This window comes from Streptomyces sp. NPDC001373, assembly GCF_042895815.1.
In the GTDB taxonomy this organism is placed as follows: Bacteria; Actinomycetota; Actinomycetes; order Streptomycetales; family Streptomycetaceae; genus Streptomyces.
Genome location: NZ_JBIAWQ010000011.1, coordinates 258,619 through 272,875, shown reverse-complemented (window position 1 = coordinate 272,875; position 14,257 = coordinate 258,619). Strand labels below are relative to the sequence as shown.

The following is a 14,257-nucleotide window of genomic DNA, read 5'->3' as shown; positions in this document are numbered from 1 at the left end:
ACGCCCGGTTACATTCCGAACCCGGAAGCTAAGCCTTTCAGCGCCGATGGTACTGCAGGGGGGACCCTGTGGGAGAGTAGGACGCCGCCGAACAATCATTGTGGGAAAGCCCCGCACCTTCTGGTGCGGGGCTTTTCTGCGTTTACGGGCAGGTGCGGGTGTCGATATTTCGTTGACCTGCAGTGCGCGGAACGTTTGGATGCGTGGGTATGGAGCAGCAGAAGCAGCATGTGATCCGGGCCGTGCGGGCCGACGAGTGGGCGAAGGTCAAAGAGTTGCGGCTGGACGCGCTGCGTGACCCCGTCGCGTCGCTGGCCTTCCTGGAAACCTACGAGCAAGCCGCCGCCAAGCCCGACGAGTTCTGGCAGGGTCGGGCGGCCGGCGCGGCGGAGGGCGTGGACGTCGCCCAGATCATCGCCGAGGCGCCCGACGGGCGGTGGGACGGATCCGTATCCGTGTTCATCGAGGACGCGGGGACGACCGACTTCCTCGGCAAGGTCGTGGACGTCGACCAGGCACACGTCGTCGGCGTGTTCGTGAGGCCCGGGCAGCGGGGCAGCGGGCTCACCGACGCCCTGTTCGGGGTGGCCCTGGAATGGGTGTGGGCGCGGGAGGAGCCGGTGCTCGGGCGGGCGCGGCTCTTCGTGCACGAGGAGAACGAGCGGGCCGCCGGCTTCTACCGTCGGTTCGGGTTCCGGGCCAGCGGGCTGGTGATCCCCAAGCCGGACGACCCGTCGGCGAAGGAGCACGAGTACGTCTTCGCGCGGCCCTAGCGCCGGTCGCCGGCCCGTTCGGCGGCGAACGGGGCGAACCGGTCGCTCTCCGAGGGGTCGGCGAACAGCCGCTCGGGCAGGTCCAGGAGGCAGACCGTGGCGGCCACGAGGACGGTGCCGAGCACGACGACAGCCCCTAGGCGACCGGCCAGTCCGGCCAGCGGGTGCGGGCCTGTTCGCGGCTGCGGCACAGGGCCAGGAGGGGCAGCGCCTCGTCCGTGAGGAGGCCGGGAAGCTGGGGGACGGGGGCGACGGCCGCGACGTCCTCCAGGACCAGCGTCATTGGTGGGTCGAGCCGACCGTGGGATGACCGTACGGCCATGCGGCGGCCGTGCTCGACCACGTGCGAGGCGAGTGCGGTGAGCAGGGGCATCGCACCCGGGCGGGTGCGGGGGTCCTCCAGGGACTCACCCACTACGTAGAGGGTGCCCCCTTCGGCGGCGAACGATGCGAGCGTGAGCGCGTCCGTTCGGTTCGGGTTGCAGGCCTCGCGGATGTGGATCGAGGTCAGGCAGGAAAGGGCCCGGGCCGTCAGGTACTGGGCCTGCTCGCGGCGTTCGGGGTGGGCGATCAGGGCGCTTTCGAGTTCGCCGGCGGCGCCGGGGGCGGCCTGGGGGTGGGTCCGCAGGATCCGGACCGGTTCCTGGGAGCCGTTGCCCTGGGCCCAGCGGGCCAGCTGCTTGAACGGGAGGCCGTCGAGGGCGGCCGCCTGGAGCCAGCTGCGCAGCAGGGTCTCCGCGGTGTCGGCGACGGCGGCGTCGAGCCGGGCCTGGGGGCGTACGGGGGCCAGCAGCGCGACGGCGCGGGCGGCGGCGGCGTCGCGGTCGGCGCAGCCGTCGGCGGGGTTCCAGTGCATGCGGGCCGGGGTGTCGCACAGGTGCGAGGGGTCGTAGAGGAGGACCGGGCCGAGTTTGGCGCGGGCGTCCTTGGTGTCCTGCCAGAGGGCGGGGGAGGACGTGACCACCAGGACGGAACCCTCGGCGGCGGCGATGGCCCGGGCGGCGAGGTGGTGGCGTTCTGCGGGGGCCGCGTAGGCGAGGCGGTGGGCCGGCGGGGCGGGGGCCGTCCGGGTGGGCGGGGCGTAGCCGAAGCCGTAGCGGTAGGCCTCCTGGGCGGTCGCCGGGGTGCGGGGGGAGGCGGACGGGTGCGCCGGGCCGCGGGGCGGGGCCGGCGCGGAGACCGGGGCGTGTGCGGCGGAGGAGGACAGGGGGGCTGCCGTGGGCTGCGACGGGCCGGGGAACGTGGCCGGGGGCGTCGGGGCCGGGGTTGTCGCCGGCGCGTGGAGGGGGAGGCCGTGTTCGGGGAGGGCGTGTGGGGTCTGGGTGGGGGTGTCCGCCGGTGTCGTCGTGACGGCGGTGGCCGGGGCGGCGTAGCGGTCCCCGGTCCCGTGCCGGGTTGTGTGCCCGTCTCGGGCCGCGTCCCCGGTCCGGTGCCCGTCCCCGGTCCGGTGCCCGTCCCCGGGCCCGGGCCCGTCACCGGTCCCGATTCCGTGCCCGTTTCCGTGCTCGGGTCCGTTTCCGTTCCGGGGCGCGTCCTGGTTCGTGTCCGGGTGTGCTGCCGGGCCTGTGCGGGCGGTGCCGGTGTCAGGGCCCAGGGCGGGGGCGGTGGTCGGGTGCGCGTCCGTGCGGGGCCGGTGACGTGCGGCTTCGGGGGGCGTGCGGGGTACCGGGTGCCCGGACGCGGGAGGGGTGTCTTGCCGCCCCGGGCCCGCGTGGGGGTCCATACCCGGCTCCGCGGCCTGGCGGCGGTGTGGATCCGGGGTCCTGGTGCCGGGGCCCTCACTCGCGTCCGCGCCCGGGTCCTTGGACGGCTGTCGGGATCGGGTGCGGCGGCGGGCCTTCGTGCGGGCCACCACGCCCAGGGTGAAGATCGTCAGGACCAGGAGGGCCAGGAGCTGGCTGATGAACAGGCCCCAGAACAGGCCCCAGCCCGAGAGGGCCGCCGGGTCGGTGTCGGGCCAGGCGCCGGGGATGTCGTGCGGTTGCGCTATCAGGGCGCGGACGGCTCCGGGGGTACGGGTGAAGGTGACCGTGGCCGGCCAGGCCCCCCTTGCGAAGAGGGCCGCCAGGCCGGTGGCCGACCACACCAGGACGGCGAGCCCGAGGAGGAAGGCCAGGAGGCCGACCAGTGCTCCGTCGGGGATGCCGCCGCCGCGCGCGCGGGGCTCCGTACCTCTGGCGTCGTGCATGTCGGTCAGGCCACCGTGGTCGCGGATCCGGGGCCGGTGCCCTGCTGGCGTTCGATGTACAGGGCGCGTTCCTCCGCTTCGAGTTCCGCGGCCAGCAGGTCGTCGGGGAGCTGCTGGGGGGTGGAGGACTCCGTCATGGCGCGGTCGGTGTAGACGAGGGGGCGTTCGGTCTCGGTGATCAGGTGTTTGACGACCTGGACGTTGCCGTTGACGTCCCAGACGGCGATGCCGGGGGTGAGGGTCGGGATGATCTCGACCGCCCAGCGCGGGAGGCCGAGGACGCGGCCCGTGGCGCGGGCCTCGTCGGCCTTCTGGGCGTAGATGGTGCGGGTCGAGGCCATCTTGAGGATGGCGGCGGCCTCGCGGGCGGCGGCTCCGTCGACGACGTCGGAGAGGTGGTGGACGACGGCGACGAAGGACAGGCCGAGGCGGCGGCCGAACTTCAGCAGGCGCTGGAAGAGCTGGGCCACGAAGGGGCTGTTGATGATGTGCCAGGCCTCTTCGACCAGGAAGATCCGTTTTTTCCGGTCGGGGCGGATCCAGGTGTGTTCCAGCCACACGCCGACGATCGCCATGAGGATGGGCATGGCGATGGAGTTGCGGTCGATGTGGGAGAGGTCGAAGACGATCAGGGGGGCGTCGAGGTCGATGCCGACCGTCGTCGGGCCGTCGAACATGCCGCGCAGGTCGCCGTCCACGAGGCGGTCGAGGACGAGCGCGACGTCGAGGCCCCAGGCCCGGACGTCGTCTATGTCGACGTTCATCGCGAGGGCGGACTCGGGTTCGGGGTGGCGCAGCTGCTCGACGATGTCGGTGAGGACGGGCTGGCGGTCCTGGATGGTGTCGACGACGTAGGCGTGCGCGACCTTCAGGGCGAAGCCGGAGCGTTCGTCGAGGCCGTGGCCCATCGCCACCTCGATGATGGTCCGGAGCAGCGCGAGCTGGCCGGTCGTGGTGATCGCCGGGTCGAGGGGGTTGAGGCGGATCCCGTCGTCGTTGGCGGCGATGGGATCCAGGCGGATGGGGGTTATTCCCAGCTGCTGGGCGATGAGGTTCCATTCGCCTACGCCGTCCTCGCCCTGGGCGTCGAGGACGACGACCTGGCGGTCGCGGAAGCGCAGCTGGCGCAGGACGTACGTCTTCTCCAGGGCGGACTTGCCGTTGCCGGATTCGCCGAGGACGAGCCAGTGCGGGGCCGGGAGCTGCTGGCCGTAGAGCTGGAAGGGGTCGTAGATGTAGCCCTTGCCGCTGTAGACCTCGCGGCCGATGATCACACCGGAGTCGCCGAGGCCGGGGGCGGCGGTGGGCAGGTAGACGGCCTGGGCCTGGCCGGTGGAGGTGCGGACGGGCAGGCGGGTGGTCTCGACCTTGCCGAAGAGGAAGCTGGTGAAGGCGTCCGTCAGCGCGGACATGGGATCTCGCATGGGCGGCTCTTCCCTCCAGCTAGCGTCGGATGCCGGTGGCGAACGGCAAGGTGTTGACGAAGGCGCGGTGGTGCTCGCGGTCGCACCACTCGAGTTTCAGGTAGGACTTGCCGGCGGAGGCGCGGATGGTGCGCTTGTCGCGGGCGAGGGCTTCGGGGGAACGCGAGGACACCGTGATGTACCCGACGAGGTTGACCCCGGCAGCGCCGCTGGCGAGATCTTCACCCCTCTGGTCGAGCCGGCCGTGTGCGGCGATGTCGCGGGGGTCGACGGTGCGGTTCATCTTGGCGGCGCGGGAGGCGTCGGCCTCGTCGTTCGTCTTCTCCGTGAGCATGCGCTCGATGGCGATCTCGGTGGGTTCGAGGTCCATGGTGACGGCGACGGTGCGGATGACGTCCGGGGTGTGGACGAGGAGGGGCGCCAGGAAGTTCACGCCGACGGGGGTCATCGGCCATTCCTTGACCCACGCGGTGGCGTGGCACCAGGGGGCGCGGGTGGAGGATTCGCGGGTCTTGGCCTGGAGGTAGGTGGGCTCCACGGCGTCGAGCTCGGCGGGCCAGGCGTTGCGCTTGGTCATGGCCTGGATGTGGTCGATCGGGTGGTCCGGATCGTACATGGAGTGCACGAGGGAGGACAGGCGTCCCTGGCCGAGGGGCTGGCGGACGCGGATGTCGGCTTCGGCGAGGCGGGCGCAGATGTCGGTGAGCTCGCGGGCCATGACGATGGCGAGGCCGGCGTCGCGGTCGAGCTTGCGGCCCTTGGTGCTGCCGGCGCGGGCGATGGTGGTGGCCTCGGCGGCGAGCTCGCGGGTGTAGTGCATGCAGGCGACGAGGTAGGCGCGGTGCTGCTCCGATGAGGTGGAGACCATCGACTGGAGCTGGTCGTAGGAGTCGCGCAGCCAGGCGGGGGCCGTGCCGTCTCCGCGCTGAGCGACGTCCTTGGCGTGGGCGTCGGGGTCGGCGGGGAGGGTGCGGGCGAGCATCTGGAGGCGGGTGACGAAGCCGTCGCCGTTGGCGACGTGCTTGAGGAGGGTGCCGAAGCGGTCGACGAGGGCTTCCTGGTCCTCGCTGTCGCGCAGGCCGACGCCGGGGCCCTCGATCTCGATGGCGGCGGTGACGGTGCGGCGGTCGGCGTGGAGGAGGACGGCGATCTCGTCGGGGCCGAAGGGCGCGGCGAGCCAGTTGATGCGGCCGATTCCGGGGGGCGGGCCGACTTCGACCTCGCGGCCGTCGGCGGCGCGGGTGCCGGCCTCCATGGCGGAGGAGCGGTACGTGGTGCCGCGGCGCAGGGTGCGCCTGTAGCTTCGGCTGATCTCGAACCACCGGTAGAAGGTGCGGCCCTTGTAGGGGACGTACACGGCGGCGAGGGCGAGCAGCGGGAAGCCGGCGAGGCTGACGATGCGCAGGGTGAGGTCGGGGACGAGCAGTCCGCTCATCATGCCGAGGAACGCGCCGACGATGATCAGGGCGATCTCGCCGGTTTCGCGGTTCTTGCCGACGATCGCGTTCGGCCGGGCCCGGCCGATGAGATACGTGCGGCGGGGCGCGACCGGGTGGAGCTGGTGGGACTGGGTCGTCAACGCCCGTCACCTCCTGTGTTCCTCGTACTCGAGCCAGTGCGGGGCGGGGGTGCGGCGGGCGGGAGGCTCCCGCCGCCGGTCCCGCTGCCGGAGCCGCGGCTGCTGTGGGCGGCCATGCCTCCGGAGATCTGGTTGGCGTCGCCGCCGGTGGAGCCGCCGCCTCCGGCGCGGTGGGCGCCGCCGCGGCTGCTGTGGGTCTTGATGCCCTGGGAGACGAGGGAGGCCGGGGAGCTGATGACGGCGGCGGCCTGGGCGCCGTCGGTGGCCTGCTTGCGGTTGCTGCGGGCGGAGGCGATCTCGTCGCCGAAGCCGGGGACGAAGCGGTAGATCATGGCGGAGGCGAAGATCGCCAGGAGGATGATGGCGAGGCCGGAGACGACGGCGGAGAAGGCGTTGGGGCCCTTCTGGCCGGAGAGTGCTCCGGCGAGGCCGAGGACGATGACGATGACCGGCTTCACGAGGATGACGGCGATCATGATGCCGGCCCAGCGGCGGACGTGGCCCCACATGTTGCGGTCGACGAGTCCGGCGTAGACGACGGTGCCGAGGAGGGCGCCGACGTAGAGCAGGGCGGCGCGGATGACGAGCTCCAGCCAGAGGACGCCGGCGGCGAGGACGGTGACGAGGGCGACGACGATCAGCATGATCGGGCCGCCGCCGATGTCCTCGCCCTTCTTGAGGGCGTCGGTGAAGGAGCCGAAGAAGACGTCGCCCTGGCTGCCGGTGGCGGAGGCGATGACGTCGGTGACGCCGTCGGTGGCGGAGACGACGGTGTAGAGGATCAGCGGGGTGAAGGCGGAGGCCAGGACGGTCAGCCAGAGGAAGCCGATGGCCTCGGAGAGGGCGGTGGAGAGGGGGACGCCGCGGATGGCACGCTTGGCGACGGCCAGGAGCCAGAGGACGAGGGTGAGGATGGTGCTGGCGGCGAAGACGACCGCGTACTGCTGGAGGAAGGCGGCGTTGGTGAAGTCGACGGTGGCGGTGCCCTTGACCGCTTCGCTGAGCTTCCCCACGATCCAGGCGGCCGCGTCGGCGCAGCCGCGGGCGAGGGAGGCGAGGGGGTTGAGGGCGTCGGTGCCCGGGTCGCCCGGGGACAGGCCGGTGCGCGGCGCGCCGCTGGATGCGGGGCCGTTGCCGTTCTCGCAGTAGTCCCGTGCCGGCGCCTTGATGAGTTCGCAGGGGTTGTTGCTGGGCTGCGGGGTTCCCGCGGGGGTTGCACCGGGGGTCGCACCGGGCGTCACCGGCGAGGTGGGGGTGGGCGTCGGCGCGGCCATCGCACGGGTCGCCAGGAGCAGGAGGCTGGCGTGCACGGCCGCAACGAAGGCCGTCATGGACATGCCGCGACGGATGTCAACGCGCATAGGTGAGCCCTCCGAACTGCGACACGGCTGCGGACATGTCCTCGGCCGATGAGGCCGTCTGGTCGCGGCCGACCGGGGTCGGGCCGTCCTTCTGCGTGAAGTTCGAGACCCACCAGTCGCCGTTGACCCAACGGAGTTCGAACGTGTTCGTGTACCAGCCCTCGGAAACAGGGGACTTTGATCCCTCGCCCGCCAGCCCGAAGAGGGACGAGTACCAGACGGAGATGGTGGCGGTGTCACCGTCGATCTTCTCCGTCTTCGTGCCGGCCGGGTTCGTACGGCTGACGAAGACCATGTTCTTGGGAGCCTTGCCGCCGGCCTCGAGGCCGATCCGGCCGAGGAAGCCCGGGTCGCTGTACAGCCGGTCGAGCTCGGTCTGGCGCGCCGCCGCGGTGTCGGGGGTGTAGACAGCCTGGACGATCGCCTTCCTGCGGGTGGCGTCGAACATGCCGTCGGAGCTCAGGGCTACGGTGTAGTTCGCTGCCGCGGACTGGGCGCCCTGTTCGTCGTGGGCGAAGCCCTTCGGGACGCCGGCCGATTTGGCGGTGACGGGAGAGGTGCCCGTGGGGTTGGTGGGGTTGGTGGTTGGGGGTTTGTTCGAGGTGGGGGGTTCGGGGGTGTTCTGGGAGCGGTTCGCGAAGGCGATGGCGGCGATGAGCAGGACCACGACCCCGACCACCGTGATCAGGCCGCGCGAGGCACGGGAGGTGCGGCGGGGGGTGCCGTAGGCGTCGGAGGGGGGGTCCGGGAGGCGGGTACGGGTCTGGCCCGTGCCGCCCACCTCGCCGTGGCCGGCACCCCCGCCGTACTGGTCTTCGTTGCTCATTGCCTGTCGTCCGCCCCCTCCGCGTCGTACGACGGTAGCGCTCGTTTCCGCGCAGGCGCGGTGTGGTGATTCCTCATCAGGGTGCGGCCGGCCGCGGTGGTCCTGCTAGACGGCCATTCCGTAGACGATCGTGAAGAGGGTGCCGAGGGAGCCGATGATGAAGACTCCGGTCAGACCGGCCACGATCAGGCCCTTGCCCTGTTCCGCGCTGAACGTGTCGCGCAGTGCGGTGGCGCCGATGCGCTGCTTGGCGGCGCCCCAGATGGCGATGCCGAGGCAGAGGAGGATCGCCACGGCCATGATGACCTCGATCATGACCTTCGCTTCGTTGCCGAGACTGCCGAACGGCCCCCAGTTCGGGGCGATTCCGCCGATGATGGTGGTGATGTCGCCCTTTTCGGCTGCCAGGATCATGTAACTCACCGCCCCTGTATGGGTAGTTCCGTCAGCCCGTGCCCGATGGCAGGGGTCACGCACTATCTTCGCTGATGAAACGTCGGCCGTCGTCGACTTGGCCGGTCTCTTTACCCGATGTCCCGCGTATCGGGCCGTGCGTGCGGGTGCGTGGGGGTGCGTGCGCGTGTGCGCATGCACGTGTGTGCGTTCGTACGCATGGCCTGACCTGGTCACTCTGTGTATCACGGGGGGTGACCTCGGGCAATGACTGGAGGCCTGGGGGCCTGCGCGCCGCGGGTGTGGCGCGGTGGTGGCGCTCGGGGGGCGTGTGGGTGCGCGCGGGGCGCACGGGGACGGTGCCGGGCCGTCCCCGCCCGGTCACGTCCAGTGGGCGGGGCGCCTGAGGGTGGCGGGGATGCGGGTCGTGGGGTCGCCCTGGGCGGCGTTGAGCTGGGGCTGGGTGAGGAAGAGGGTGTCGCGCAGGTCGGCTCCGCGGAGGTTCGTGTCGCGGAAGTCCGCGCCGATCAGGTCGGCGCCGCGCAGGTCGGCGCGGCCGAGGTCGGCAGCGATGAGGTAGGCGCCGCGCAGGTTGGCGCCGCGCAGGTCGGCTCCGGCGAGGCGGGCGCCCATCAGGTCGGCGCCGCGGTGGTTCTTCCTGCGGCCCGGGGTCTTGGCGCGGGCCAGCTCGCTGGTCTTCAGGAGGAGCTCGTTGATCTCCTGGCGCAGGGCGGGGACGTCGAGGGCGGTGAGGGTCGCCGCGTCCGCCCGGGTGAGGGCCTCGGTCTTCGCGAGGAGCGTGCGCAGGGCCGTGTGGAGGGGGGCCGCCGCCGGGAGGTCCAGGGCCGCGGAGACGTAGAAGAGCAGCTCGTGCAGCTGGCGCATGACCGGGAAGGCCTCGAACATCGCGGCCCGGGTGCCGGGGTGCTCGCGCCAGTCGCGGCCGGCGAAGGTGACCTGGGAGATCTGCTGGCCCGCGCCGAAGCAGTCGAAGACCGTGCAGCCCTGGAACCCCTGGTCGCGCAGACGTGTGTGGACGCCGCAGCGGAAGTCCTGCTGGAGGTTCTTGCAGGGGGTGCCGGCGGCCTTGTTCACGGCGAAGTCGGCCGACTTCGCGAAGGGCAGGGCGACGCAGCAGAGCGCGAAGCAGTTCGCGCAGTCTGCCTGGAGGAGGGGGAGGGCGGTGCGGGGGTGGCTGGACACCTGTTCATTGTGACGGGTGTGGGGTGGGTGGGTGGCGTGCGTGGCCGTGGGGTCCGGGTGGGGGAGGGGGCCGGGCGGGGCGGCGGTGCCCGGGGCGGGGATCAGGGTGTGCGGCTCAAGTGTGTTTCGTCCGGGAGGGCTTGATCGGGTGTCCGGCCGGGAGTGAGGATCTGTGCATGACAGAAGTGATCACGGTCGGGATCATCACGCTGCTCGCGGTCATCAGCCCCGGGGCCGATTTCGCGATGGTCGTGAGGAACAGCTGTCTGTACGGGCGGTCCACCGGGCTGTTCGCGGCCGCGGGGGTCGCGGGCGGGGTGCTGGTGCACGTCTCGTACACGATGCTCGGGGTGGGGCTGCTGATCGCCTCCTCGACGGCCCTGTTCACGGCGATCAAGCTGGCGGGTGCCGCGTACCTGGTGTGGATCGGGATCCGTACCTTCCGGGCGCGGGCCGAGCTGACGGTCGACCTGGAGTCGAAGCCGGGGCTGACGCGGCTGGGGGCCCTGCGCAACGGGTTCCTCACCAATGTGCTCAACCCCAAGACCACGCTGTTCGTCGTGTCCACCTTCACGCAGGTGGTGAACCCCGGCACGCCCGCGTGGCGGCAGGCCGGGTACGGGCTGTTCATGTCGGCGGCGCACCTGCTGTGGTTCGGGGCGGTGGCGCTGTTCTTCTCCCACTCCGCGCTGCGCGAGCGGATGCTCAGGGCGCAGAAGGTGCTGAACCGGGCCATCGGTTCGGTCCTGGTGGGGCTGGGGGTCGGCCTCGGGGTCGCCCGCTGAGGCGGGTGGCGGGGGTGGTGCCGCGGGTTACCTGTGGGTAGCGTGCGGCGGCATGGATGCTGAGGACGGGTTCTACGAACGGATCGGGGACGGCCGCTTCCGGGCCACCGATGCGACGCGCGGGCCGTGGGACGCGGGCTCGCAGCACGCCGGCCCGCCCGCCGCGCTGCTCGGGCGGGCCGTGGAGGACCGGCCGGGGGCGCGCGACGACATGCGGGTCGCCCGGATCACGTACGAGATCCTGCGGCCGGTGCCCATCGGGGAGCTGGCCGTCGCCACGTCGGTGCTGCGGGCGGGGCGGGGCACCGAGGTGGTCGAGGCGGCCCTCACCCCGGCCGGTGCGGACGCGCCGGTGATGCTGGCGCGGGCGCTGCGGATCCGGGTGGCCGGGGAGCCGGTGCCGGCGGTGGGCGAGGGGGCGCGGGTGCCGCCGCCGGGGGAGGTGGGGGTGACGCCGTTCTTCCCCGTGCCGTGGGAGACGGGGTACCACTCCTCGATGGAGACCCGGTTCACGGAAGGGTCCTTCACCGAGCCGGGGCCGGGGACCTGCTGGATGCGCATGCGCGTGCCGCTCGTCGCGGGGGAGGCGGTGCGGCCGCTGGACCGGGTGCTGGTCGCCGCCGACTCGGGTAACGGGATCAGCGCGGTGATGGACTTCGGGCGGTTCGTGTTCGCCAACGGCGACCTGAGCGTCCATCTGCACCGGTATCCCGTGGGGGAGTGGGTGTGCGTCGAGGCCCGCACGAGCGTGGACGCGAGTGGTATCGGGCTGGCCGACGCGCGGCTGCACGACGAGAAGGGTCCGATGGGGCGGAGCGCGCAGAGCCTGTTCGTGGCGGCGCGCTGACGGGCCAACCCCCCTGTCGCCACGCGGAGTCGGTATGGCAATCTCGGCCGGATGGAGGCGCTGAGAGACACCGACCCGGCCCGTATCGGGGCGCATACGCTGCTGGCCCGGCTCGGGGCCGGGGGCATGGGGCAGGTGTACCTCGGGCGGTCGCCCGGCGGTCGCCTGGTGGCCGTCAAGGTGATCAAAGACGAGATCACCGAGCATCCGGAGGCGCTCGCGCGCTTCCGGCGGGAGGCGGAGACGGTCCGTGCGGTGCGTTCCGCCTACACCGCGAACCTGATCGACGCCTCGCTGGCGGCGCCGCCCTACTGGCTGGCCACCGAGTACGTGGCCGGGCCCACGCTCGGCCACGCCGTGCGCGAGTTCGGGGCCCTGCCCGCCGGCTCCTGCCGCAGGCTGTTCGCCGCGCTGGCCGAGGGGCTCGCGAGCGTGCACGCGCACGGGATCACGCACCGGGACCTCAAACCGCAGAACGTCATCCTCGGCGTGCAGGGTCCCCAGCTCATCGATTTCGGCATCGCCAAGGGCGTGTCCGAGACGGCTCTGACGCAGACCGGTGCTGCCCCGGGCACGCCCGGCTACGCGGCCCCGGAGGTGCTGCTGCGCGGCGAGGCCGCGGCCGCCGCCGATGTCTTCGCGCTAGGCGCCACGCTCGCCCACGCGGCCACGGGCCGGGCTCCGTACGGGACCGGGGAGCCGACGGCGGTCAACTTCCGCGCGGTGCACGGCGAGATCGACGTCGCGGGCGTGGAGCCCGAGCTGGCCGCGCTGATCAGGGCGTGCGTGGCGGTGGAGCCGGGGGACCGGCCGGCCCCCGCCGAGATCATCCGCCGCTGTGCGGTGGACTCGGCGCTGGTCGACGACCCGGTGTACGCCTCGCTCACGGCGGCCGCCGGCGGTACGTGGCAGGTGCCGGGGATGCTGCCGTCGACCATCGGCCCGGGTCTGCCGGCGGGGCCGTCGGGCTACGTGCCCACGTACGTGCCGGGCGGGGAGGAGGCCGCCGGGCGTCGGCGCGCCGTGCCGCGCTGGGCGGTGGCGGTCGCGGCGGCGCTGCTCGTGGGCGGGCTCGGGACGGGCGGGTACATGCTGTTCCAGCAGCAGAGCGGCGCGAAGAGCAGGGGAGACGGGGCTGCCGCCCCTCCGGCGGCCGGCCCGAGCACGCCGGGCGCGGTGCCCTCCTCCCCGGCCGCGAAGCCGGCGCCGAGTCAGGCCCAGGACGGCGGTTCCGCGGCCGGGCCCGACCACATCGAGCCGGCGACGGTCTCCCGGGACCTGTGGACCGGCACCGCGACCGGTGTGGGGAGCTGCAACCTGCCCCCCGAGGAGCGGGCGGAGTACCTGGTGGGTTCCGCGGTCGCCGCGGCCGACCCCAACGCGAAAACCGTCGCGGGCAAGGTCAGGATCCACGTGATGCTGAAGCCGTACCACCAGGAGAAGGGGCCCTACTTCGTCTCCGTCGGGGTCAAGCCCCCGCACGAGATCGACTCGACGACCCAGCGGCCGTTCGAGAACGTCCGCGACTACAACCACAGCATCGGCTACACCAGCAAGCCCGTCGACCTCACCCGGAAGACCGAGGACGGCGGGATCTACCTCACCTACCCCGACGACTTCGCCACGCAGCTCGTGGACAACGACGGGAACACCCGGCACTTCCCCGCCATCCCGGTGGCCAACGACCCGGGCGACTGGACCGTGCTGTTCTACCGTGTCAGGGGCCTCAAGGAATACAGCAGCCTCTACTGCACCGGCTTTCCGGTGAAATAGTGTCCAGACAGACTGATGAATGCACTGTCATGCCGCCAGCTATGAGGCAGTGTTGACGAGTGCGCAAATTCTGGATGGCGGGCGGTATCGGGATCGGCGTGTGCCTGACCTTCGTGGCGCTGCTGGTCGTCGGGACGTACTCGGCGGCGGCGGGCCTCGCGAAGGGCGGCAGGCAGGGCGCCGTCGGACTGGTCAAGGGGGCTGTGCCGGCGATCTACCAACCGCTGGTGGAGAAGTGGGGAAACCTTTGCCCCGCTCTCAATCCGGCCATGTTGGCCGCGCAGTTGTACACCGAGAGCAACTGGAAGCCGGACGCGCTGAGCCACGCCGACGCGCGCGGCATCGCCCAGTTCATCCCGGAGACCTGGGCCACGTACGGTGTCGACGGCGACGGTGACGGCGACCGGGACATCTGGGACCCCAAGGACGCGATCCCCTCGGCGGCATCGTACGACTGCCAACTCGCCAAGGACGTAGCGGGAGTACCAGGTGATCCGTCAGACAATATGCTCGCCGCCTACAACGCCGGTCCGTACCGCGTCATCAAGGCCGGTGGTGTGCCGCCGCTGAACGAGACGCAGGGCTACGTGAAGGCCATCCGGTCTCTGGAGAAGAGCTTCGCGCGCCCCGTCGGGCGCGTCTCGCCCTCGCAGCAGGCTGCCGCCGCCGTGTACTTCGCGCAGAAGCAGCTCGGGACGCCGTACCTGTGGGGTGGTGACGGGACGCCCGAGGACAACGGGCGGTTCGACTGTTCCGGGTTGACCAAGGCGGCGTACGAGACCGTGGGGGTCGAGCTGCCGCGCGTGGCCAACGACCAGTACAACGCCGGGCCGCACCCCTCGCGCGCCGAACTGCTCCCCGGTGATCTGGTCTTCTTCTCCGACGATCTGACGAACTCCCGGGAGATCCGGCACGTCGGGCTGTACGTGGGCGGCGGCTACATGATCAACGCCCCGCGCACCGGCGCCGTCATCCGCTTCGACAAGATCGACACCCCCGACTACTTCGGCGCGACCCGCGTGACCAAGGAGGGTGCGGAGGCGCTTCCGGAGCGTTCGCCGGCTGCCCCGAAGGCCTCGTGACGCACCGTGAAGTGCAGGCCCTG

General features: G+C 72.0%; 13 protein-coding genes and 1 rRNA gene. 6 read left to right on the top strand and 8 right to left on the bottom strand.

Annotated features, from left to right (window positions below):
* Both rrf and ACFY15_RS25100 read left to right on the top strand, forming a co-directional pair.
* Positions 1-93, top strand: a 5S ribosomal RNA gene (gene rrf / locus ACFY15_RS25105); the annotation flags it as partial.
* Between the two features lie 116 nt (positions 94-209).
* The gene (locus ACFY15_RS25100; protein ID WP_390691527.1) at positions 210-773 is read left to right on the top strand and encodes a GNAT family N-acetyltransferase; all 564 of its coding nucleotides are present in this window, start codon (positions 210-212) and stop codon (positions 771-773) included.
* Here ACFY15_RS25100 and ACFY15_RS25095 read toward each other — a convergent pair.
* From ACFY15_RS25095 to ACFY15_RS25060, 8 genes are all read right to left on the bottom strand, one after another.
* On the bottom strand, positions 770-898 hold the full coding sequence (locus ACFY15_RS25095) for a hypothetical protein (RefSeq protein ID WP_390691526.1): 129 nt from the start codon (positions 896-898) through the stop codon (positions 770-772). The genes ACFY15_RS25100 and ACFY15_RS25095 overlap by 4 nt on opposite strands.
* A gap of 11 nt (positions 899-909) precedes the next feature.
* Entirely contained in the window at positions 910-2,961 is a 2,052-nt protein-coding gene (locus ACFY15_RS25090) for a hypothetical protein (RefSeq protein WP_390826080.1), read from the bottom strand.
* Positions 2,962-2,966: 5 nt separating this feature from the next.
* Positions 2,967-4,385 (bottom strand): ATP-binding protein, encoded by a 1,419-nt coding sequence (locus ACFY15_RS25085; RefSeq protein ID WP_390826079.1) that lies wholly within the window; start codon positions 4,383-4,385, stop codon positions 2,967-2,969.
* Positions 4,386-4,404: 19 nt separating this feature from the next.
* The gene (locus tag ACFY15_RS25080) at positions 4,405-5,964 is read right to left on the bottom strand and encodes an SCO6880 family protein (protein WP_390691523.1); all 1,560 of its coding nucleotides are present in this window, start codon (positions 5,962-5,964) and stop codon (positions 4,405-4,407) included.
* Complete coding sequence (locus ACFY15_RS25075) at positions 5,961-7,301, bottom strand: hypothetical protein (RefSeq protein ID WP_390691529.1); 1,341 nt, start codon at positions 7,299-7,301, stop codon at positions 5,961-5,963. The genes ACFY15_RS25080 and ACFY15_RS25075 overlap by 4 nt, the downstream gene beginning before the upstream one ends.
* Before the next feature lie 13 nt (positions 7,302-7,314).
* A complete protein-coding gene (locus ACFY15_RS25070) occupies positions 7,315-8,151 on the bottom strand; it encodes a hypothetical protein (protein ID WP_390691522.1) in 837 nt (278 codons plus the stop codon).
* Between the two features lie 105 nt (positions 8,152-8,256).
* Positions 8,257-8,565, bottom strand: coding sequence for a hypothetical protein (locus ACFY15_RS25065; protein WP_042818271.1), 309 nt, complete (start codon positions 8,563-8,565; stop codon positions 8,257-8,259).
* A 360-nt stretch (positions 8,566-8,925) separates the two neighbouring features.
* The gene (locus ACFY15_RS25060; protein ID WP_390691521.1) at positions 8,926-9,747 is read right to left on the bottom strand and encodes a pentapeptide repeat-containing protein; all 822 of its coding nucleotides are present in this window, start codon (positions 9,745-9,747) and stop codon (positions 8,926-8,928) included.
* Positions 9,748-9,923: 176 nt separating this feature from the next.
* Between ACFY15_RS25060 and ACFY15_RS25055 the strand changes: the two genes are divergently transcribed.
* The 4 genes from ACFY15_RS25055 (at position 9,924) to ACFY15_RS25040 (ending at position 14,234) form a co-directional block, all read left to right on the top strand.
* Positions 9,924-10,532, top strand: coding sequence for a LysE family transporter (locus ACFY15_RS25055; protein ID WP_390691520.1), 609 nt, complete (start codon positions 9,924-9,926; stop codon positions 10,530-10,532).
* A gap of 52 nt (positions 10,533-10,584) precedes the next feature.
* Complete coding sequence (locus ACFY15_RS25050) at positions 10,585-11,379, top strand: thioesterase family protein (RefSeq protein ID WP_390826078.1); 795 nt, start codon at positions 10,585-10,587, stop codon at positions 11,377-11,379.
* A gap of 51 nt (positions 11,380-11,430) precedes the next feature.
* A complete protein-coding gene (locus ACFY15_RS25045; protein WP_390826077.1) occupies positions 11,431-13,152 on the top strand; it encodes a serine/threonine-protein kinase in 1,722 nt (573 codons plus the stop codon).
* A gap of 74 nt (positions 13,153-13,226) precedes the next feature.
* Entirely contained in the window at positions 13,227-14,234 is a 1,008-nt protein-coding gene (locus ACFY15_RS25040; RefSeq protein WP_390826084.1) for an NlpC/P60 family protein, read from the top strand.
* Positions 14,235-14,257 lie beyond the last annotated feature (23 nt).